Below are 20,729 nucleotides of genomic sequence, written 5' to 3' on the forward strand. Positions count from 1 at the left end.
TAAAATATTAAGACCAGAGGGTGAAAATAACACCAGGCTCTAAATAGATTTCTAGACCTTGGGTGAGGAGTAAATAGAACGCGATAACGAAGGGGAATGAAGCGCCAAACAGCACTTTTTTCCGTCTTTCACCGAGTAAGTAAAAACCCGCGAGTAAAAACAACCCCGTTGCGAGGACAAATCCAAGGTAAGTCAGCCCAACCCCGTAAAGTGCCATCAAGACCAAAAAGCCAATTAATAACTTCCAGTTGAACTCAACTACGGCGCCACTTTTCTCATCAGGTTGCCCTGTTACGAGAAGCATTAAAGCCAGTGCGATACCAATATAGGTGAGTATGGTCGGCAGAGTACGTGCTGTGAAAGGTTCATACTCATCACCAGGAAAAAGGGCAATTTGAGCAGTTTGATAACCGTAACATAGGCAGACGATGAGAAAGATCATCGCACCGACACGATCACGGCATAATAGGTTTTCTCTTCGCAAGAAATTGCCTTTATTGAATGAATTGGTTGGCAAATCCGACATATCCAACTCCATTTACATGACAGGTGGGAACAAATAAAAAAGCCGTACACGAGGGTTAATGAGCATATTTCACCAACCAATAAGCCCATTGCTGCTAGTCAACGAGGCTTAACTGTTCATTACTAAACAGAGGAGATTGTATTGCGAGTTCTCGAGTACGGCAGAATAGGTAAGAGGGCGTGGGTTAGGCCCTCAATATTGTTATTTACTTAAGGAAGCCCAGCTCGCGCATTAGGTCGCCCATTTGTTTTTCTTGATTTTCAAGGAACGCGTAAAAGTCTTTATCGGCTTTGTAGTTGTCAATCCAACCATTACGGTCACGTACAACTTGCCACTGTTCTGTTTGATACATTTTAGTCAGAGCGGCGTTCCATTCATTGATTTTTTCTTGGCTCGCCCCAGGCGCTGCAAAGAAACCACGCCAGTTAGCAAAGACCGTCTCATTACCGTATTCGGTCAGCGTTGGGATATCTGGTGCTGCGTCTAGACGTTTAGGCGCCGTGACAGCAAGAATTTTGACTTGACCCGATTTCGACATCTCAAGGACTTCACCTAGGCCTGTTGAAAGCAGTTGAGTCTCACCTGAAAGCAGCGCCGCCATCGCTTTACCACCAGCATCGTAGGCAATGTAACGAACTTTCTTGGCATCAAAGCCTTCGCCTTTAAATGCCGCTGCAACAACAAGGTGATCCATACTACCGCGCGCCGATCCACCAGCAATTTTTACTTTACGCGGGTTGGCTTCAAACTCTTTTACGACGTCTTCCCAACTATTGTACGGTGAATCAACAGAAGCAACGATTGCGCCATAATCGGCGATCGTGGCGGCAACTGGGGTAAGATCACGGAAAGACTGAGGGAAAATACCGCTAAGTGAGCGAACCACAATCGGCGTGGAGTTAACCATTAGCGTGTCTTCTTGGCGCTGTGCCGTTTCAATCAAATGAGCAATCGCTTTACCGCCACCGCCGCCAGAAAGGTTTTGGAATGAGACGGTTTCAACGATATCAGATTTAATCAGTACGTCTCCGGTGCCACGAGCGGTCATATCCCAACCGCCACCAGCGCCACCAGGGATCAGAAAGTGGATTTTTTCTACATCAGCTGCAAAAGCGTTGAATGAAAAAGACGCAGCGATGATCGAAGCGGCCAGTGTTGGTTTAAATGCCTTAAACATGATTCACGTTCCTTATGTCGGTGCCTATTCTTCTTTGTGAGCAGGCTTATCATTATGAATGATCTACCAATAAGGAGGATGCTTATTGATAGATGCATCTAAGGTTAATGGCATGTTAAATATCTGTCTGTAATGCGGTGATAAAAACAATATTGAGCATAAAGTGAGTTTTGTTCATAAAGTTCACGCAACTTCCTCCGCGTCAAATAAACAAAAAGCCGCACTAGGTGCGGCTTGATGTTATGGGTTAAACAGGATGGGGCTATTGACGGTCTTGATCAAAGTCACCGTGGAAGTGATCGTGGTCAGAGACGCTATCCGCTGCTTTCAATTTCTCACCAATACGTTGTTTCGTGGTCGGTGCGTCTGCAACACTCAAGCTGCGCAGTGCAGTTTGAGCTGTTGGTTGCGGTTGTGGAAACACGGGTTCACTAAACGCGTAGTAGGTGGTGACGTAAGCAAGCGACTGAGTGTTGACGAACAAGGCGTTTTGACTGATGTTGTTCAAGTCATCACATGCTTGGTGGTAACACTTGTCATAAGCGACATCAATTTCGCCGCCAAATTGCTCGACTTCTTGTGCCGACTTGGTTTTTTCTGCACCAGTAAACAGACCACCAAAGGCAATTCCCCAATCGGCAAAGCCAGCGTAGTCAGAGCGTTTTGATAGCGCTTGTGGGACGGTTGCTTCCGATTTTCTCGCAAAGAAACGATTGAATGTTGACTCGATATCCGATGTGCCATAAGGCGGCGTGAAGTCACCGGTATAAGCATTGTCTGGGCTGTCTTTGGTGTCAGACAGGTCGCCATCCATAACACCGAAAATATAGTTCGGTGAGCCAATCATATCGAAGTTAAGATAGAGCTGGACTTTGTTGAGCTGATAATAACGCGCTTCAACTAAATCGAGCTGTTCTTCAGTCAGTTGACTCGGATCTTCTAGACCAAGCTCGTCCACTATCTCTTGCTCTGCCTGACTGCGTAGCGCACCAAACAGCTCATTGGTGTAGTATTCCGATCCGACTAAGCCTGCTTCTTCTGCCGCCCACCATGCAAAGCGGACTTTGTTTTTCACAGGAGCATTAAGATCGGCGAGCGTTACCGCGTATTCAAGTAAACCGGCGGTTCCAGAACCATTGTCGTTGATTCCTGGTCCTTCTGGCACTGAATCTAAGTGTGCGCCAAGCATAACCACTTGGTCAGGGTTGCCCCCTTTAGTCTCGGCAATGACGTTTTGAGTAATGACGTTTTCGTCTTGAACATTAATATTGAGTGTGACAGGAACATCCGCTGTTTGACTCAGTTGATACCATTGTTGACCAAGTTCAAAACGCGCGCCTAGTGCAGGGATGGTCGCTTGGCTGTCGCTGCCTAATGTGCCATTCACAACCGCGGTTCTGCCTTCTGCGTTGCCTTGGTTAAAGACAATGACACCTTTCGCTCCAGCATTTTGCGCGTTAACGACTTTTGTATTGAAGCTACAGCCTCCGCGTTGAATGACGGCTACCTTATCTGCAACGTCTTTACCTGCGAAGTCTGACGCTTCACAGCCGTCAGTACTGTCGTAATCTGGGGCATCAAAACGAAAATCTGGAGTGATAAATACCGCCGGTGCCGAAAGCACACCATTTGAATTGCCCGAGTATGACATCGCGGCAAAATCGGCCTCTTGCCCTTCACCTGCACCGCGAGTACTGATCAAATCGCTACCGTTGACGTTGAGTTTGGTCCCCGCTAGCTCTTCCCATGCGCGGAAATCAAATTCTTGGGTTGAGACGATATAGCCGTGATCACGCATTGTCTCGATGATGTAATCGACAGAATATTGGTAACCGTCACTACCGGCGGCACGAGTAACGGAACTGCCATCAGTGGTTTTTGATGCGCGTGCTTCAAGTTCGACTAGGTGGCTTATCACCTCTTTACGATCAATTTTGTTACTGACGTATTTCGCCGCTTTTTCTGGGTCGTCCCAGTAACATCCTGAAAGTAGGGTGGTACTGATAACGGTCGCGAGCATAGTTTTTGTTGTTGTGATGCTTACTTGCATTTGTGACTCCTTGTTGATTTAGCAGTCACATACTTGCTGAAAATTGGCGTTAAAAAAATGTTAAATTGATGGCGTGTGGCTATTTATGAATCGATATCAAATAAGGTACATTTATCAATTTTATCAGTTACATATCCTTCGACAAGTCATCACGAATTCAACAGAAAACAAACACATTATCAAATGTAAGGGGTTAAAAGGGTTTTGTTGGTAACCTTGTTTTTCGCATCAATGACTTAACGGCTGTCAACGATTAATAGTTTCGCACTGCGATAGGCAAAGTCCATGCTCTGTATCTCATTAGGGCGACTGGTGATGTAGTCAACTGGCGGTAAAACGACAAAGAAAAGTAAAGGTTCCGGATTAAGGTATTTCCAGCGCTGAATAGCAGGATTTTTTTTGTACGCATTGAGGTTGACTGTGAGGACGATACTTTCAGGTGCTAGTTGCGATCCTTTCAATGCGCCCAGTTCATGAACCGCGCCCCACAAAGTATCGAGAGAACGTTCATGGCTACTTCTTAAGAACAATTCTAGTTGAAACGTGTCTTGGCTATTTTTGCTTACCACACTCAAACGTTCGGTTACGCGGCGACCTTGTTGAAAGGGCAGATAATCCAAACCATTGTCGACAATCTGGTTACTCAGTGGGCAAAGTTGGATTGAATCGACGGGTTGCTGACTGGCGAACAGCTCGCAACTAAATTGTTTGATTAGTAAGGCTAAGTTTTGGTGAAACTCGGACTCAATCAGATCATCAATCGACACGGCTTGATTGTTGGTTGCTTCTGCGAACAGTTTGTTAAAGGCTTGATTGAGTGTCGAAGTCTCGTTGACGGCTAAAAAATGATTATTTCGAATCGCTTGCGTAAGGATATTGTCTGATTGAATGACCGCGAGCTCTTGCTCTGAATAGATGGCGTCGCGCAGCAAAGGGTAGTAGGGCTGACGCTGATCCGCGTCAAATAAAGAGCAGCCATTTAGGCCTAACAGTGGCATCGCGGCAACCATTAATTTGTGCTTTAACTTCCACATAAGCCTTATCTATTCACTATCCGTGTTAATGAATTACGATACTAAACGCATACCTAATGTGAGTCATTGATTTTGTGGCATTTGTGTTAATCGGCACCGTAATCGATTGCTAATATGTGACACAGTTGTGCGTAGCTTAAGTTGCTCAAGAGTTATACCTTAGTCTAAATTGTCGACAATGACCTTGATTGTCGACAATGTTATGGTCTATTTTGTTGGTATGAAGAAAGATTGTAGACAGTCTTCGGTTGTTACCAAGAGTAAAATAGAGATGAATACAGAGCTTAAAACTCGACAAAAAGGCGCTCTCGTAGAAAAAGAGCATACCAAATCAGCAAGCTTGACCGAGTCGCTGGTTGAAGCGATTGTCAATGGTGATATAGCGCCTGGAAGTAAAATCTCTGAGCCCGAACTGGCTAAGCGCTATCAGGTTAGCCGAGGTCCGTTGCGTGAAGCCATCATGCGCGTTGAAGGGTTAGGGTTAATCGAACGTATTCCGCATGTTGGTGCGCGAGTGATTACTTTATCGCCAGAAAAATTGGTTGAGCTCTACTCTGTGCGTGAGGCGCTAGAGGGCATGGCCGCGCGCTTGGCCGCACGGCACATCACGCAAGAGCAACTTGCAGGGCTCGAAGCGGTATTGTTGACACATTCACATCATATTGATCAAGTCGAAGGGGCCTCATACTTTCACCAGCATGGTGATTTCGACTTTCACTATCGAATCATTTTAGCCAGTCGTAACAGTAAGTTGATTGCGCTGCTGTGCGACGAGCTGTACCACTTGCTTCGTATGTACCGTTATCAGTCGCCACGCTCTCAATCGCGTCCGGTTGAAGCGTTGGATGAACATAAATATATCTTGCAGGCGATCCGCAATCGTGACGAAGAATTAGCCGAAATGCTTATGCGTCGTCACATATCAGGAAGCCGCTCACTGATTGCACAACAAATCCGTAAGGACTAGAGGAAAGAGTCATGAGTTTATCTCAAGGAGCAAAGTTTAGACTTGCTGTTGAACAAAACAATCCACTGCAAATTGTCGGCACGGTTAATCCGTATTGCGCGATGATGGCGAAAAACATTGGTCATCAAGCGATTTACCTCTCTGGAGGTGGTATTGCGAACGCATCGTATGGCCTTCCCGATCTCGGTATCACGACACTGAATGATGTACTGGTCGACGTTGAGCGCATTACCAATGCCTGTGATCTGCCACTACTTGTTGATATTGATACTGGGTTTGGCGGTGCGTTTAACATCGCGCGCACGATAAAAGCAATGGAGAAAGCAGGTGCTGGCGCAGTGCATATGGAAGACCAGGTGGCACAAAAGCGTTGTGGACATCGTCCGAATAAAGCCATTGTTAGCCAGCAAGAGATGGTTGATCGTGTCAGGGCAGCAGTTGATGCTCGCCATGACGAAAGCTTTGTCATTATGGCGCGCACCGATGCGTTGGCAGTCGAGGGGATCGACCGTGCGATAGAGCGTGCAATTGCTTGCATTGAAGCGGGGGCCGATATGATCTTCCCTGAAGCGATGACAAAGCTGGAGCAGTATGTGCAATTTTCTGATTCCCTGCACCAAGCGACGGGCAAGCATGTGCCTATCTTGGCCAATATTACTGAGTTTGGTCAAACGCCTCTTTATGGTTGCGATGATTTGGCGAAGTCAAAAGTTGATATGGTGCTTTATCCGTTGAGTGCCTTCCGTGCGATGAACAAAGCGGCAGAAAATGTCTACCAGCATCTGCTTGATGTCGGTAATCAAGAAGCGCTGACTGCATCAATGCAGACGCGCAAAGAATTGTACGCACACCTTAAATACCATGACTATGAAGATAAGCTCGATCAGCTATTTTCAGAAGGAAAATAACAAGCGCGCAAGCCCAAGAAAACCATTTCAATCAATTTAATAACGTGAAATCGTTTGGTAAAAAACGCTCCACAAGAGAGCAGTATCAAACAGAAAAGGAGTTCAAAAAATGTCTCTAGCATCGAAAAAGAGTGCAGAAATAGGCGGCGCAGGTTTACGCGGCCAAAGTGCAGGTAGTACAGCGCTGTGTACCGTTGGTAAAACAGGCACTGGCTTAACCTATCGTGGCTTTGATATCACTGATTTAGCCAATAACGCACAATTTGAAGAAGTCGCTCATCTATTATTACGCGGTCATCTACCGAATCAGCAAGAGTTGGATGAGTATAAAACGCGTCTGATCAGTTTGCGAGGCCTCCCCGCTGAGCTAAAACAAGCACTTGAATTGATCCCCGCCTCTGCTCATCCAATGGATGTAATGCGCACCGGATGCTCTGTATTAGGTAACTTAGAGCAAGAACGCGACTTTTCTCAGCAGTTAGATGCTACTGAGCGCATGTTAGCCTTGTTTCCAGCGATAATCTGTTACTGGTATCGATTTAGCCATGACGGCGTGCGAGTCGATACTGAAGATCAATCGCAAAACTGCATTGGCGGTTATTTCTTGAAATTGCTCACTGGCAAAGAGCCGACAGAAATGCACAAGAAAGTAATGCACTGCTCATTGATTTTGTACGCCGAGCACGAATTTAATGCGTCGACGTTTGCAGCGCGAGTCTGTGCATCAACCCTGTCTGATCTTCATTCGTGCGTGACGGCTGCAATCGGTACTTTACGTGGCCCACTGCATGGCGGCGCGAATGAAGCAGCGATGGAGATGATTGAAAATTGGCAAACACCAGATGAAGCGGAAGCAAACATCATGCAAATGTTGGCCAACAAAGACAAGATTATGGGCTTTGGTCACGCAATTTACCGCGAAAGTGATCCGCGTAATACGTTGATCAAACAGTGGTCAAAACAGCTTTCGAAGGCGGTGGGCGATACGCACTTATACGCGGTGTCTGAGCGAGTTGAAGCGGTAATGAAACGTGAAAAAGGCTTATTCTGTAATGCGGATTTCTTCCATGCATCGGCTTACCACTTTATGGATATTCCAACCAAACTATTTACACCGATTTTTGTTATGAGCCGCTTAACTGGTTGGGCTGCCCACGTGTATGAACAGCGCGCCAATAACCGCATTATTCGTCCAAGCGCGGACTATACTGGCCCCGATCATCAAGACTGGGTGCCAATCGAAAACAGGTAACCCCAACGCACGCTCCCTCCCTGTAGTGAGGGAGCGAATAACAACGACTTACCTGAATGGAAGCTGCTATGACTGTCAATACCCAATACCGAAAACCGCTTCCGGGAACACATCTTGATTATTTTGATGCCCGTGAAGCTGTCAATGCGCTCTCTCCTGGCGCTTATGAAACACTGCCATACACCTCACGCGTACTGGCGGAGCAACTGGTTCGACGCTGCGATCCAAGTATATTAAAGCAAAGCTTACAACAGCTTATTCAGCGCAAGCGTGACCACGATTTTCCTTGGTATCCTGCCCGAGTAGTGTGCCACGATATTCTGGGCCAAACCGCATTGGTTGACTTAGCGGGCCTAAGAGATGCAATTGCTCTGCAAGGCGGTGAGCCTGATAAAGTCAATCCGGTGGTTGAAACGCAATTGATCGTCGATCATTCATTGGCGGTAGAGCATGCAGGTTTTGACCCAGATGCGTTTGAAAAGAACCGTGCTATTGAAGATCGCCGTAATGAAGACCGTTTCCACTTTATCGAGTGGTGTAAAACTGCTTTTGAGAACGTAAGTGTGATTCCCGCTGGTAACGGCATTATGCATCAAATCAACCTTGAGAAAATGTCACCTGTGGTGCAGGCAAAGCAGGGCATTGCTTATCCAGATACCTGTGTTGGCACCGACAGCCATACACCTCACGTTGATGCATTAGGGGTTATCGCGATTGGGGTTGGTGGCCTTGAAGCCGAAACCGTGATGCTCGGACGGCCATCTATGATGCGATTACCAGACATCGTTGGGGTTAAGTTAACCGGTAAACGTCAGCCGGGCATTACTGCAACAGACATTGTGTTGGCGATTACCGAATTCTTGCGAAACGAACGAGTGGTCTCTTGTTACTTAGAGTTCTTCGGTGAGGGAGCTAAGGATCTTACCATCGGCGACCGTGCGACGATTTCAAATATGACGCCAGAGTATGGCGCTACCGCGGGCATGTTCTACATTGACGAGCAGACCATTACCTACTTGAAACTCACAGGCCGTGATGAAGAGCAAGTTGCGCTGGTTGAATTGTATGCGAAACAAACTGGATTGTGGGCCGATGACTTAATTGAGGCCGAATACGAGCGAGTGTTGGAATTTAATCTTTCGCAAGTGACGCGCAACATGGCAGGGCCATCAAATCCACACCGCCGATTGCCTACCTCTGAACTTGCTCAGCGCGGTATTTCTATTCCACAAACACCTGCGCAAGATGATGACAACTTGCCTGATGGTGCGGTAATTATTGCAGCCATCACTTCGTGTACCAATACCAGTAACCCTCGTAACGTGGTTGCTGCAGGTCTGCTGGCAAAAAAAGCCAACCAACTAGGTTTGGTGCGAAAGCCTTGGGTTAAATCGTCGTTTGCGCCGGGCTCTAAAGTGGCCAAGCTTTACCTTGAAGACTCAGGCCTACTGCCAGAGCTTGAGAAGTTGGGTTTTGGCATCGTTGCTTACGCTTGTACGACTTGTAATGGCATGAGTGGTGCACTTGACCCGACCATTCAGCAAGAAATTATCGACCGAGATCTGTACACCACGGCGGTTCTATCGGGGAATCGTAACTTTGATGGGCGCATCCACCCTTATGCGAAACAGGCTTTTCTTGCCTCGCCACCTTTGGTCGTTGCGTATGCATTAGCAGGAACGATTCGTTTTGATATAGAACGTGACGCGCTTGGTACAGACAGCAGTGGTAAACCTATATACCTCAATGATTTATGGCCAAGTGATCAAGAGATCGACGCGGTAGTTGGCCAGCATGTCAAGCCGGAGCAGTTTAAGCAAGTCTACATTCAAATGTTTAAACTGGATGAAGGCGCGCGTAATAACAATCCACTTTATGATTGGCGACCACAAAGTACCTATATTCGCCGCCCGCCGTATTGGGAAGGCGCGCTCGCAGGGGAGCGCAGTTTGTCTGGCATGCGTCCATTAGCAGTGCTAGGTGACAACATCACAACCGATCATCTATCGCCATCGAACGCCATCTTGGCCGATAGTGCTGCGGGCGAATATCTTGCATCCATGGGCGTGCCAGAAGCGGACTTTAACTCTTATGCGACACACCGTGGCGATCATTTAACCGCGCAACGTGCGACGTTTGCCAACCCTAAGTTATTTAATGAAATGGTAATGGACAACGGCCAAGTGGTGCAGGGTTCGCTTGCGCGTATTGAGCCTGAAGGCAAAGTCACTCGAATGTGGGAGGCGATTGAAACGTACATGAACCGTAAGCAACCCTTGATCATTGTCGCAGGAGCGGATTACGGTCAAGGCTCATCGCGAGACTGGGCGGCAAAAGGGGTACGTTTGGCTGGCGTTGAGGCGATTGTTGCTGAAGGGTTTGAGCGCATTCACCGTACCAACTTAGTCGGTATGGGGGTATTGCCTCTGCAGCTCAAAGCAGGGACGGATCGTAAAACCCTTGAGCTAGACGGCAGCGAATTGTACGACGTCCTCGGAGATATCACACCAGGTGCTGATTTAGCGCTGGTGGTGACCCGAGCAAACGGTGAAAAATTTGATGTGCCAGTGACTTGCCGTCTTGATACTGCGGACGAAGTCAATGTCTATAATGCGGGTGGTGTTTTGCAGCGCTTTGCTCAAGATTTCTTGGCGCAATAAGGGGAAGAGATGACAACTTCAAGTCAAATCAAAGTGGCCGCAACTTATATGCGGGGTGGAACAAGTAAAGGTGTCTTTTTTAAGCTCACCGATTTACCGCCAGCTGCACAAAAACCGGGTCAGGCGCGTGACCAATTACTGATGCGTGTGATTGGCAGCCCTGATCCTTACGGCAAACAGATTGATGGTATGGGGGCGGCGACCTCAAGCACCAGTAAAACAGTGATTGTATCAAAGAGTACCCAAGCTGATCACGATGTTGATTACCTATTTGGTCAGATCTCAATTGATAAGCCATTTGTTGACTGGAGTGGTAACTGCGGCAACCTATCAGCTGCAGTTGGCCCTTTTGCGATTCACGCTGGCCTGATTGATGCAGAGCGGATTCCAGACAACGGCATTGTGCAAGTTCGCGTTTGGCAAGCGAACATTAATAAATCGATTGTGGTTCATGTGCCCATCAGTCATGGCCAAGTTCAAGAAACGGGTCACTTTGAACTCGATGGGGTGACCTTCGCTGCAGCCGAAATTCAGGTTGATTTTATGCAGCCAAGTGAAGGCGTCATGTTTCCAACTGGGAATTTAGTCGATAAGTTAGACGTGCCGGATGTGGGCTGTTTTGAAGCCACGATGATCAATGCAGGAATCCCGACGATTTTTATTGATGCGCAAGCGCTTGACTACCAAGGCACAGAATTGCAAGAAGAGATCAATAACGATGAACAAGCCTTAGCGCGGTTTGAAAAAATTCGTGCTTATGGCGCGCTGAAAATGGGCTTAATCGATAGCATTGATCAGGCGCAAAGCCGTCAACATACCCCTAAGGTCGCGTTTGTCGCAAAGCCTAAGTCGTATCTGTCTTCGAGCGGAAAATCGGTCAATGCCAAACAAATCGACGTACTGGTGCGCGCGCTTTCAATGGGTAAGCTGCATCACGCCATGATGGGCACGGCCGCGGTTGCTATCGCTGCGGCGTCTTGCGTACCGGGTACGTTAGTCAATCGAGCGGCAGGTGGCGGTGAAATGGAATCGGTTACTTTTGGCCACCCTTCGGGCACATTGAAAGTGGGGGCAAAAGCACTCCACAGTGACCAAGGTTGGCTGGTTGAAAAAGCGGTCATGAGCCGAAGTGCTCGAATTTTAATGGAGGGATTTGTGCGTGTACCCTCTAATGTCTTTGCTGAGTAGATAACAAATCGAAGCGCAAGTTTAGACATACTGGAGGAAGCAATATGTCTGCATATGAAAAAGAATATCAATGGGCAACCCAAGATCCACAAGATTTTTGGGGCGCTCAAGCAAAAAATATCGATTGGTTTAAAGCACCACAAACCGTGTTGGCTGAAGACGAAAACGGAATCGAACGCTGGTTTCCCGACGGGTTACTCAACACGTCATGGCTAGCCCTTGATTATCATTGTGAGCAGGGGCGAGGTTCACAAACGGCGTTGATATACGACTCACCTGTGACCAACAGCCAGCAAAGCTATAGCTATCAAGAGTTGCGTGACCGAGTGGCCAAAGTTGCCGGTATGTTGGCAGCGCAGGGGGTTGAGAAGGGTGATCGTGTTGTCATCTATATGCCGATGATTCCAGAGGCTGTTATGGCGATGCTTGCGTGTGCGCGCCTAGGTGCTATTCATTCAGTAGTATTTGGTGGCTTTGCTGCCAATGAACTGGCTGTGCGTTTAGAAGATGCGGAGCCAAAACTGGTGATGACGGCTTCGTGTGGTATTGAGGTCAATAAAGTCATTCCATATAAACCCCTAGTCGATAAAGCCATTATGGACAGTCGCTGGAAACCAGAGTGCGTTGTCGTCTTGCAGCGCCCCGAATGTCAAGCCGAGTTGACTCAAGATCGTGATCTTGACTGGGCGAGAGCCTATCAACAAGCATTGCCTCACGCCTGTGTTCCAGTTCTTGCCACCGATCCTTTGTATATTCTTTATACCTCAGGCACAACTGGCAAACCTAAAGGCGTGGTTAGAGACAATGGCGGTCATGCTGTGGCGATGAAGTACTCGATGACTTCCATTTATAACATTGCCCAAGACGGTGTGTTCTGGGCAGCCTCCGACGTTGGTTGGGTAGTCGGCCACTCCTATATCGTCTATGCGCCATTAATCCACGGCTGCACCACCATTTTGTTTGAAGGTAAACCGGTACGCACTCCAGATCCAGGAGCATTTTGGCGTGTATGTGAAGAGCACAAGGTCGATGTACTATTCTCGGCGCCGACGGCGTTTCGTGCGATTAAGAAAGAAGATCCAGACGGCGAGCAGCTGAAAAAGTATGACCTATCTCATCTGAAAACCATCTTTATGGCGGGAGAACGCCTTGACCCGCCGACACTTGAATGGGTTGAAGAGAAAACGCAAAAGCCCGTCATCGATCACTGGTGGCAAACCGAAACAGGCTGGGCGATTGCCGGTAATCCAACCGGTATCGAACTGATGCCGATTAAGGCGGGCTCGGCAACCAAACCCATTCCAGGCTATCAAGTTGAGATTCTCAATGAATTGGGTGAATCAGTTGGGCCTAATCAGCAGGGTTTTGTGGCATTAAAACGTCCGTTGCCACCAAGCTGTTTGCCAACGGTGTGGCGTAATCACGATCGTTTTGAGTCTGGTTACTTGAGCCAGTTCCCCGGTTACTATGTTTCGGGCGATGGTGGGTACCTTGATGATCAGGGTTACTTGTTCATTATGGGGCGTATTGATGATGTGATAAACGTCGCCGGACATCGTCTTTCAACTGGCGAAATGGAAGAGATTGTTGGCGGTCACCCTGCAATTGCCGAGTGCGCGGTGGTTGGTGTGCATGATGATTTGAAAGGTCAGTTACCACTGGGATTAGTGGTACTCAAGGATGGGGTTAAAATCGATGATGCGCAGCTTGAAGGTGAATTAGTTGGTAAGGTTCGCGATCAGATTGGCGCAGTAGCCTGTTTTAAACATGCGTTGGTGGTAGAGCGCTTGCCTAAAACGCGCTCAGGTAAGATTTTGCGTCGTACTATCCGCCAAATCGCCGACGGAGAGCAGTACACTGTGCCATCCACCATTGATGATCCAACCAGCCTAGATGAAATAGAAAGAGCGCTGAATTCATAAAAGTTCTAAGTTAATCAAGAGCCCCCGATATTTGAGGGGCTTTTTTATTGCTAAATACCAGCGTTCGCGCCAAACTAGTGCTTTATTTTTAACGCAAAAATACACATGCAACCTACGACGATACGTGCCGCCAACCACGACGATTTAGAGTCACTCAATCAGTTGATGTTTCAGCTTCATGATGAACATCATCAGCGATGTCCAGAACACTTTAAAAGCGCTCAGGAGATTGAGCAAGAAAAGAGTATTGCGCGCTACCTTGATGATCCTGAATGCTTGGTTTTGGTCGCGACGCTTGATGAACAGATCGTTGGTTTTGTGAGTGGGCATTTCTGTGAGCTCATCTCATCGGTCAGTAAACCTGTTCCTATGGGCAGTATCGACGAACTGTATGTTATTGCGGCGCAACGTAAGTCAGGTATCGCCTCGCAGCTATGTCTCGAAATCGAACAGCGTTTTGATGACTATGGTGTGCAGCAAGTGTTTGTTGAGGTGTGGCAATTTAACCAGCAAGCGGTTGAGTTTTATCAGCAACAAGGTTTTGAGCACCATATCCATTGGTTAAGAAAAGCAATCAACAAGCAGTAATTGAATAATGATGAAAGCAGTAGTTCGTTGGGGTGGTGTCGTTTTATCTTGTCTGGCCGTTATGTTGTCGGCCTTTGCTATCGCGCAACAAGACGATAGCGAAATTAAAGGCGCAGTCTGTGTTATTCGTTCTGGTGAACGTGTAGTAATGATTGACGAAATCATTACTAAAAAACTGTCGTTACCTGGTGGTGGTGTCACTGCTGGAGAAAACCCTAAAATGGCTGCAGAGCGTGAGGTTTGGGAAGAAACGGGCTTAGTCGTCAGTGCAAACAAGGAACTCGCTCGGGTTGATAATGCCATTATTTACGATTGTGTCAGTGATTCAGACATTATCGCTTTTCAATATAATAATGCTCTCGATGGCAATGTGTTACCAAGTTGGTTTGCCCCTCATTATGGCGTGGAAGTCGCGTCAGCGATGCTGATAGATCCAAGGCAAGTATCGCCTTCACGCTATCGTTTTCCTGGTCAGCTTGAGTGGCTAAGAGGCGCTGTCTTGTTAGCGAGTGATCAACCGACGCTATATATCGCTGATATGATTGAAGCGGCGCCGTTTTGGCATAAGTTTGAGTTAAAATGGTTGGTCGAACTTCAACACTCGTTACACAAATTACCGCAATCATTACATTTATTTGCTGAATCTTTCATTTTGCTCGGTTTATGGTTTGCCAACCCGATTACCGCGATGATCTTAGTGCCTGCCATTTTTTGGCGCTGTGGTACACAATTTGGTTATCGACTGATCTTTGCCCTCACAACCACATCGTTATTGGTATTAATTGCTCAGCAAGGTTTTGCTCTGCCTGGCCCTCAGGCCTATTTGCCAGAGGTGGCTAAGCGAGCGAGCTATGGCTTTGGCCTGCCAAGCTTAACCGCTGCGTTGTGGGCGTGTGCTGGCATCTTAGTGTTGCAGGCTAAAAATGGTTTAGCGCTGAATAGAGCTAGTGGATTACTTGGATTGGTGCTCGTTTGGGGCATTATCGCCAATTATTACAGCGGTGCCAGTTTCATTATTGATGGGTTGAGCGGCGCTTTGTTTGGGGCACTATGTGCATGGCATTTAATTCGTTTGGAGCTAAAACCTGAGATAGATTTATCCAATCTCATCGCTTCAAGAACCGTGTGGTTGGTGTTATTGGTGGTGAGTGCAATCACCACTTTGGTGTGGCCAATCCCTGTCTTTACCTACTGGCTGGCGGCAATATTGACAATTTTGGCTGTCATCATGACATGGAAACAAGAGTCAGAGGTGACATGGGTTTCAATGCTCACCACTGTTTTGTTGCTGTTAGTGACAAATTTCGTAGTGTCATCGATTGCTGAACAATTTTCCAGCAGCGGGTTAGCGAGCCTAATCGTCGAGGCTCTGCGATACCCACTCTTGATTGTGCTGTTTACACTAATGGTTCGAACCACTGCCAAGGCTAAGTAATCTTGGCAGTGGTCAATCGGCTAGTGCGTATTGAGAATGAAATCCTCTATCACTTTGGCTACACCATGATCGTTGTTGCTTGCAGTGATATGATCGGCAATCGCTTTGGTCTGTGGCATGGCGTTTTCCATCGCTACACCAAGCCCTGCGTATTCGAGCATATGGTGGTCATTTTCAGCATCACCGACGCAGATTACCTCTTTGGGCTCGATGCCAAGATACTCGGCAATCGCGCCGACACCGACACCTTTATTGCTGTCTAGATTCAAGAACTCAAGGAAAAACGGCGCGCTTTGAACAATCGTAAACTGATCGTAAAAAATTGAAGGAACCTGGCTAATCGATGCCGTTAGTTTTTTTGGTTCACCGACAATCATGGCTTTAATGATCGGATGGTCGTCTTCAAGTTGGTTAAAGCTCATCTCAGTCACTGGGATCTGATTAATGGTCGCTTCAATGTGCGTATATTCGTTCAATTTTGGTGTAATTAAACCATGCTGGTGGCTAAAAGCATGACAATCCAAACCGAGCTGCTGCGCCAATTCAGCAACTTGCTTTGCTTTAGCACCATCGATGATCGCGGTATGGATTAGCTTTCCGCTGCCAAGTTCTTTCACCATCGACCCGTTAAAGTAGACCACGAACTCGTTATCGCCAGCGATGCCTAGTTCGTCTAGTTTAGCTTGCATACCATCGAGTGGACGTCCTGAGGCGAGCACCACCTTAACTCCCATCTGCCGAGCTTGAGCAATCGCGTTTTTGGTTGGTTCGCTGATGGTCTTATCACTGGTGAGTAGTGTTCCATCCATATCAAGAGCGATTAATTTATACATAACTTACCTAAATAGTTGGCTGCAAAAATAACAAAACAACTCAGCATAAAGGCTGTCGTCACAATGATCAATTTATGAATTAGTTGACCTTCTAAGGCGTCTCCTTTAATGTCTCGTTCCTGCAAAAAAATGATCATGATTTAGGCTGAGATAACGTTGTACAAGATTAACGAAATGTTCGAGACAATTCAGGGCGAGGGTGTGTTTACCGGCGTGCCTGCTGTTTTTGTCCGTCTGCAAGAGTGCCCAGTTGGCTGCGCTTGGTGTGATACCAAACAGACGTGGGATGCGACTCCCCAAGATGAGCGTCCTTTAAAAGATATTTTGGCGAAAACGGAAGATTCTCCAACCTGGTGTAGTGTCTCGGCGCAAGATATTGTTAATGAGTACAATCGACAAGGTTACTCCGCTAAACATATCGTGATCACAGGTGGTGAACCCTGTATTTACGACTTAACTCCGCTGACATTGACATTTGAGTCGATTGGCTGCCAGTGTCAAATTGAAACGAGCGGGACATCGCCAGTGTTAGCCTCAGATAACACCTGGGTGACAGTGTCACCTAAAGTGGCAATGAAAGGCAAATTGCCAGTCATTGATTCGGCTCTGCAGCGCGCAAACGAAATTAAGCACCCGGTGGCGACACAAAAAGATATCGATCAACTTGATGCGCTACTTAACCGAGCAGAGGTCGGTGCCAGTACGACTATTGCACTTCAGCCTATCAGTCAAAAGCCGCGAGCAACTCAGTTATGTATTGACGTGTGTATCGCACGAAACTGGCGTTTATCTATTCAGACTCACAAATATCTCAGCATTGCGTAAAGGAAACTAAGATGAAAAAAGCCGTTGTTGTATTTAGTGGTGGTCAAGACTCAACCACCTGTTTAGTGCAAGCGCTGAAAGAGTACGATCAAGTCCATGCCATCACGTTTGACTATGGGCAGCGCCATAAATTGGAAATTGAAGTTGCGCAAAGCTTGGCAAATGAACTTGGTGTTAAAGCGCATAAAGTGATGGATGTTGGTCTGTTAAACGAGCTCGCGATCAGTTCGTTAACGCGCGACGATATTCCTGTTTCACATGAACTCCAAGAAAACGGCTTGCCTAACTCATTTGTTCCTGGTCGCAATATTCTCTTTCTGACCTTAGCGGGCATTTATGCATATCAGATTGGTGCAGAGGCGATCATTACTGGTGTATGTGAAACGGATTTTTCCGGTTATCCAGATTGCCGAGATGAGTTTGTAAAAGCGATGAACAATGCTTTGGTTCAGGGAATGGATCGAGAGCTGACAATCTCAACGCCGTTGATGTGGCTCAATAAAGCCGAAACGTGGGCGTTAGCCGATCAATATCAGGCATTAGACTTGGTGCGCGAAAAGACGCTAACATGCTATAACGGTATTATTGGTGATGGCTGCGGCGATTGCCCGTCGTGTGATTTGCGTAAAGCGGGTCTGAGCGACTACCTTGATAATCGAGAAGCTATCATGGCGCAATTAAAGCATAAGCAAAGTATTAATTAATACGCACCGTGACAAAAAAAGCGTCTGAAAAGACGCTTTTTTTACGACTGATATTTTATTCAGCGATGTACAGCTTGGCTAAATCTGAAGGTTCCATTTCTTTACCTTCTAGCTGAGCGTTCCAGTTAGTACCGATAAGAACGCCATCTTCTGCAAGTGTGAGTAACCAATCCTCAACAAAGATATCGAGCGGAATTTCAAGGACTTCAAAATCGGCCCACTCTTCTACATTGTGCGTTTTAGCATCTTCTTTTGAAGACCAAAACGGCATTACTTCACTGTTTTCAAATTCAGTAGAATCGCACGATAGCCAGCCTTCTTCATTGCGCATACCCCAAACCAAGTTATTTTGCTTGGTTTCTGCAACGAATAGTTCTAGGTTTGCTTGAATATCAGAAGTTAATTTGCTCATTTGATAGCTCTCTTAGATTGAATCGCTGCTAGGGTAGCACTCATACACTGTAAGCCACAATAAAAAAGGGAGCATTAGCTCCCTTAATCTTTGTATCTAGTTACTTTTCTATCTTGGTAAAGATTGTCCACTCTTCTTTGACGTTACCTTTATGGCCGACGACCGTAGCCACCACCTTCCGGTTACGAGCGTGGCTGACTTCGTCATCACCATAAGCTTCAAGCGCGGAATCACCAAAGCCAACAATGCGTACTCGCTGTGAAGCCACGCCATTGGATAATAAAGCGTCTTCAACCGCTTGAGCGCGGCGCTCCGATAGGGCCAGATTATATTGAGTATTGCCTACTTTACTTGCATAACCTCTTAACTCAATCGATGTTGAGGGATAAGAATCAAGAAACGCCGACATTTCACGTATTTGCGCTAAGAAAGCGGGCTGAATATCTGAAGAGTCATTGGCAAACAGAATATGCAGGTTCATTTGCTCTTCAGTTTTGATGTAAGTGCCACAACCATCATTATCGATTTCAGCCATAGTCGGAGTCTGAGGGCATAGGTCACGCGCGTTGATCACGCCATCTTTATCTTCATCCAGCAAGTCATCAATCTGATTTGGAGTCGGAGTTTCAATGTAGTCATACGAGTCTTCAGCCATCACCGGGCTAGCGATCAAAGCAGTTGTGATAAGCAGTGATAATAGTGTGTTATTCATATTAGTACTCTACTTCCTCATTCCACTCTTCAGGTGTGTCTACTCTTAATGCTGCTAACAGGTTACCAGTCGCATTCATGACACGATATTTAGCATATTGCTCATCGTACTTAGCATCGAGATACCCTTTACGAGCTTCGAAAAGTTCATTTTCGGTATTGAGTACGTCAAGCAAGGTACGTTTACCTAATCGATATTGCTTACCATAGGCCACAACCGTGTCTGAGGCAGAATCCACGTGGTCAGCCAAAAATTCTTTCTGCTGAACGGTTAAATCCAGTGCGCTCCAAGAAAGACGCAAACCTTCTTCAACACTTCTGAAAGTGCGGTCGCGGAAATCTTTGGCTTTATTCAGTTGGTAAGCGGCACTCTCGCTGCGATCGGAGTCAGATCCACCATTGTAGAGGTTGTATCGCATACGCAGCATTGCCGAAAACTCATCGCTACTGCCTTCGATACCGCCAGCATCATCGCGCCAGGTTTGATTCGCTTCGATAGATAGGGTTGGGTAGTTAACCCCTTTACTTTGATCATATTGGAATCGAGCTGAATCGACATCAGCCTGAGCAATTTTGATCACCGGATGGGCGTTAAATGCCTCACTCAACGCTTCATCTATAGTATACGGAATTGCGGTTTGATCGGCACGTGGGAAGGTAAGCCCTTGCGGTGATTGGCCGACAAAACGTTTAAACTGTGTATGTACATCAAATAAGTTGTTTTGTGCAGCGAGCAGGTTGCCGTGCGCTTTGGCCAAGCGAGCCTCAACTTGTGATAAGTCTGCTGTAGAACCAATGCCGGAATCGACACGTTTTTTAATATCACGGTAGATGTCTTTGTGTACCGCTAAATTACTCTCAGACAGGGCAAGAATTTCGTAAGCCTTGGTTGCATCGAGATAAATCTTAGTCACTTCAAGCGCGATGTCTTGGGCCGCCGATAGTAGCTGAAAGCGCACTGACTCGGCATCTGCAGCAGTGCGATCTATATCATTTAAGGTCGCAGAACCGTCCCAGATTAATTGTGTCAGAGAAAGCGTTGCCTCTTTACGGGTTAATTCGTTTTCTGTACCAGAGGCGAGATCCACAGCTTCATAACCAACACCAGCATCTAAATCTAACTTAGGCATATAAGCGCCTGTTGACGCTTGAGCATCAAAATATTTACTTCTAAACTCATTATAAGATGCTTTGATTTCAGGGTTTGTCGTAATCGTAAGTGCGACGGCTTGCTCTAATGTTTGACTGTGTGCTGGAAAGCTAAGTGCGACCGCGCAACTTAATACTTTCAACTTATTCCAATTCACTCTGACTCTCCTCGAAGTGCTTTCAATTGAGGATATTACTCAACTTTACTGTCTCATTAGTGAGATAAATCCATCATCGGCGCCAATAAAATAACACCATTAATAGTTAATAACGAATTAAAAACAGCAAAATTGAGTGTGAAAATGTTAAATATCGAGGGTTTCCACAAATGTTAATCAATTGCGCTTAAAGAAACGTCATGTTGTTAATGGTGGCTGAAAAATGAGAT

General features: G+C 46.6%; 18 protein-coding genes. 10 read left to right on the forward strand and 8 right to left on the reverse strand.

The annotated features are described in order from the left end of the window. Positions 1-7 precede the first annotated feature (7 nt). The 4 genes from ViNHUV68_RS06255 to ViNHUV68_RS06270 all read right to left on the reverse strand — a co-directional run bounded on the left by ViNHUV68_RS06255 (position 8) and on the right by ViNHUV68_RS06270 (position 4,787). Positions 8-526, reverse strand: a complete 519-nt coding sequence (locus ViNHUV68_RS06255; protein ID WP_391089968.1) for a tripartite tricarboxylate transporter TctB family protein — start codon at positions 524-526, stop codon at positions 8-10. A 205-nt stretch (positions 527-731) separates the two neighbouring features. Beyond that, positions 732-1,703, reverse strand: coding sequence for a tripartite tricarboxylate transporter substrate binding protein (locus ViNHUV68_RS06260; RefSeq protein WP_038174316.1), 972 nt, complete (start codon positions 1,701-1,703; stop codon positions 732-734). A gap of 262 nt (positions 1,704-1,965) precedes the next feature. Further along, a complete protein-coding gene (locus ViNHUV68_RS06265; RefSeq protein WP_391089970.1) occupies positions 1,966-3,753 on the reverse strand; it encodes a M20/M25/M40 family metallo-hydrolase in 1,788 nt (595 codons plus the stop codon). 236 nt (positions 3,754-3,989) lie between these two features. After that, positions 3,990-4,787 carry a hypothetical protein gene (locus ViNHUV68_RS06270; RefSeq protein ID WP_038174314.1) on the reverse strand — a complete coding sequence of 266 codons (798 nt, stop codon included), beginning with the start codon at positions 4,785-4,787 and terminating at the stop codon, positions 3,990-3,992. Positions 4,788-5,058: 271 nt separating this feature from the next. Between ViNHUV68_RS06270 and ViNHUV68_RS06275 the strand changes: the two genes are divergently transcribed. From ViNHUV68_RS06275 to ViNHUV68_RS06310, 8 genes are all read left to right on the forward strand, one after another. Continuing rightward, entirely contained in the window at positions 5,059-5,754 is a 696-nt protein-coding gene (locus ViNHUV68_RS06275) for a GntR family transcriptional regulator (RefSeq protein ID WP_038174554.1), read from the forward strand. A gap of 11 nt (positions 5,755-5,765) precedes the next feature. Further along, the gene (gene prpB / locus ViNHUV68_RS06280) at positions 5,766-6,662 is read left to right on the forward strand and encodes a methylisocitrate lyase (RefSeq protein WP_038174313.1); all 897 of its coding nucleotides are present in this window, start codon (positions 5,766-5,768) and stop codon (positions 6,660-6,662) included. 109 nt (positions 6,663-6,771) lie between these two features. Next, on the forward strand, positions 6,772-7,914 hold the full coding sequence (gene prpC / locus ViNHUV68_RS06285) for a 2-methylcitrate synthase (RefSeq protein ID WP_391089973.1): 1,143 nt from the start codon (positions 6,772-6,774) through the stop codon (positions 7,912-7,914). A gap of 68 nt (positions 7,915-7,982) precedes the next feature. Further along, positions 7,983-10,574 (forward strand): Fe/S-dependent 2-methylisocitrate dehydratase AcnD, encoded by a 2,592-nt coding sequence (acnD, locus tag ViNHUV68_RS06290; RefSeq protein WP_391089975.1) that lies wholly within the window; start codon positions 7,983-7,985, stop codon positions 10,572-10,574. A gap of 9 nt (positions 10,575-10,583) precedes the next feature. After that, positions 10,584-11,762 (forward strand): 2-methylaconitate cis-trans isomerase PrpF, encoded by a 1,179-nt coding sequence (gene prpF / locus ViNHUV68_RS06295; RefSeq protein ID WP_391089977.1) that lies wholly within the window; start codon positions 10,584-10,586, stop codon positions 11,760-11,762. Between the two features lie 44 nt (positions 11,763-11,806). After that, positions 11,807-13,684 carry an AMP-binding protein gene (locus ViNHUV68_RS06300; protein WP_391089978.1) on the forward strand — a complete coding sequence of 626 codons (1,878 nt, stop codon included), beginning with the start codon at positions 11,807-11,809 and terminating at the stop codon, positions 13,682-13,684. Positions 13,685-13,789: 105 nt separating this feature from the next. Further along, positions 13,790-14,272, forward strand: coding sequence for a GNAT family N-acetyltransferase (locus tag ViNHUV68_RS06305; protein ID WP_391089980.1), 483 nt, complete (start codon positions 13,790-13,792; stop codon positions 14,270-14,272). 7 nt (positions 14,273-14,279) lie between these two features. Then, positions 14,280-15,707, forward strand: a complete 1,428-nt coding sequence (locus tag ViNHUV68_RS06310; RefSeq protein WP_391089982.1) for an NUDIX domain-containing protein — start codon at positions 14,280-14,282, stop codon at positions 15,705-15,707. A gap of 20 nt (positions 15,708-15,727) precedes the next feature. Here the strand turns inward: ViNHUV68_RS06310 and ViNHUV68_RS06315 are convergent, their stop codons facing one another. Beyond that, complete coding sequence (locus ViNHUV68_RS06315; RefSeq protein ID WP_391089983.1) at positions 15,728-16,540, reverse strand: Cof-type HAD-IIB family hydrolase; 813 nt, start codon at positions 16,538-16,540, stop codon at positions 15,728-15,730. A gap of 174 nt (positions 16,541-16,714) precedes the next feature. Between ViNHUV68_RS06315 and queE the strand changes: the two genes are divergently transcribed. Together queE and queC are read left to right on the forward strand one after the other, a co-directional pair. After that, entirely contained in the window at positions 16,715-17,365 is a 651-nt protein-coding gene (gene queE, locus ViNHUV68_RS06320) for a 7-carboxy-7-deazaguanine synthase QueE (protein ID WP_391089985.1), read from the forward strand. 11 nt (positions 17,366-17,376) lie between these two features. After that, positions 17,377-18,069: a 7-cyano-7-deazaguanine synthase QueC gene (queC, locus tag ViNHUV68_RS06325; protein WP_391089987.1), complete on the forward strand. Its 693-nt coding sequence runs from the start codon at positions 17,377-17,379 to the stop codon at positions 18,067-18,069. 55 nt (positions 18,070-18,124) lie between these two features. On the opposite strand, the gene ViNHUV68_RS06330 is transcribed toward queC, so the two are convergent. From ViNHUV68_RS06330 to ViNHUV68_RS06340, 3 genes are all read right to left on the reverse strand, one after another. Next, the gene (locus tag ViNHUV68_RS06330; RefSeq protein WP_038174302.1) at positions 18,125-18,481 is read right to left on the reverse strand and encodes a DUF2750 domain-containing protein; all 357 of its coding nucleotides are present in this window, start codon (positions 18,479-18,481) and stop codon (positions 18,125-18,127) included. A gap of 100 nt (positions 18,482-18,581) precedes the next feature. Next, complete coding sequence (locus ViNHUV68_RS06335; RefSeq protein WP_391089989.1) at positions 18,582-19,193, reverse strand: OmpA family protein; 612 nt, start codon at positions 19,191-19,193, stop codon at positions 18,582-18,584. A 1-nt stretch (position 19,194) separates the two neighbouring features. Continuing rightward, on the reverse strand, positions 19,195-20,499 hold the full coding sequence (locus ViNHUV68_RS06340) for a TolC family outer membrane protein (protein WP_391089991.1): 1,305 nt from the start codon (positions 20,497-20,499) through the stop codon (positions 19,195-19,197). Positions 20,500-20,729 lie beyond the last annotated feature (230 nt).

The organism is Vibrio sp. NH-UV-68, from assembly GCF_042940635.1.
Taxonomy (GTDB): Bacteria; Pseudomonadota; Gammaproteobacteria; order Enterobacterales; family Vibrionaceae; genus Vibrio; species Vibrio pacinii.

What these genes read in the sequence shown, in the direction of transcription:
- ViNHUV68_RS06255 (WP_391089968.1), bottom strand. Translation starts at nt 526, where the DNA reads ATGTCGGATTTGCCAACCAATTCATTCAATAAAGGCAATTTCTTGCGA.
- ViNHUV68_RS06260 (WP_038174316.1), bottom strand. Translation starts at nt 1,703, where the DNA reads ATGTTTAAGGCATTTAAACCAACACTGGCCGCTTCGATCATCGCTGCG.
- ViNHUV68_RS06265 (WP_391089970.1), bottom strand. Translation starts at nt 3,753, where the DNA reads ATGCAAGTAAGCATCACAACAACAAAAACTATGCTCGCGACCGTTATC.
- ViNHUV68_RS06270 (WP_038174314.1), bottom strand. Translation starts at nt 4,787, where the DNA reads ATGTGGAAGTTAAAGCACAAATTAATGGTTGCCGCGATGCCACTGTTA.
- ViNHUV68_RS06275 (WP_038174554.1), top strand. Translation starts at nt 5,059, where the DNA reads ATGAATACAGAGCTTAAAACTCGACAAAAAGGCGCTCTCGTAGAAAAA.
- prpB (WP_038174313.1), top strand. Translation starts at nt 5,766, where the DNA reads ATGAGTTTATCTCAAGGAGCAAAGTTTAGACTTGCTGTTGAACAAAAC.
- prpC (WP_391089973.1), top strand. Translation starts at nt 6,772, where the DNA reads ATGTCTCTAGCATCGAAAAAGAGTGCAGAAATAGGCGGCGCAGGTTTA.
- acnD (WP_391089975.1), top strand. Translation starts at nt 7,983, where the DNA reads ATGACTGTCAATACCCAATACCGAAAACCGCTTCCGGGAACACATCTT.
- prpF (WP_391089977.1), top strand. Translation starts at nt 10,584, where the DNA reads ATGACAACTTCAAGTCAAATCAAAGTGGCCGCAACTTATATGCGGGGT.
- ViNHUV68_RS06300 (WP_391089978.1), top strand. Translation starts at nt 11,807, where the DNA reads ATGTCTGCATATGAAAAAGAATATCAATGGGCAACCCAAGATCCACAA.
- ViNHUV68_RS06305 (WP_391089980.1), top strand. Translation starts at nt 13,790, where the DNA reads ATGCAACCTACGACGATACGTGCCGCCAACCACGACGATTTAGAGTCA.
- ViNHUV68_RS06310 (WP_391089982.1), top strand. Translation starts at nt 14,280, where the DNA reads ATGATGAAAGCAGTAGTTCGTTGGGGTGGTGTCGTTTTATCTTGTCTG.
- ViNHUV68_RS06315 (WP_391089983.1), bottom strand. Translation starts at nt 16,540, where the DNA reads ATGTATAAATTAATCGCTCTTGATATGGATGGAACACTACTCACCAGT.
- queE (WP_391089985.1), top strand. Translation starts at nt 16,715, where the DNA reads ATGTTCGAGACAATTCAGGGCGAGGGTGTGTTTACCGGCGTGCCTGCT.
- queC (WP_391089987.1), top strand. Translation starts at nt 17,377, where the DNA reads ATGAAAAAAGCCGTTGTTGTATTTAGTGGTGGTCAAGACTCAACCACC.
- ViNHUV68_RS06330 (WP_038174302.1), bottom strand. Translation starts at nt 18,481, where the DNA reads ATGAGCAAATTAACTTCTGATATTCAAGCAAACCTAGAACTATTCGTT.
- ViNHUV68_RS06335 (WP_391089989.1), bottom strand. Translation starts at nt 19,193, where the DNA reads ATGAATAACACACTATTATCACTGCTTATCACAACTGCTTTGATCGCT.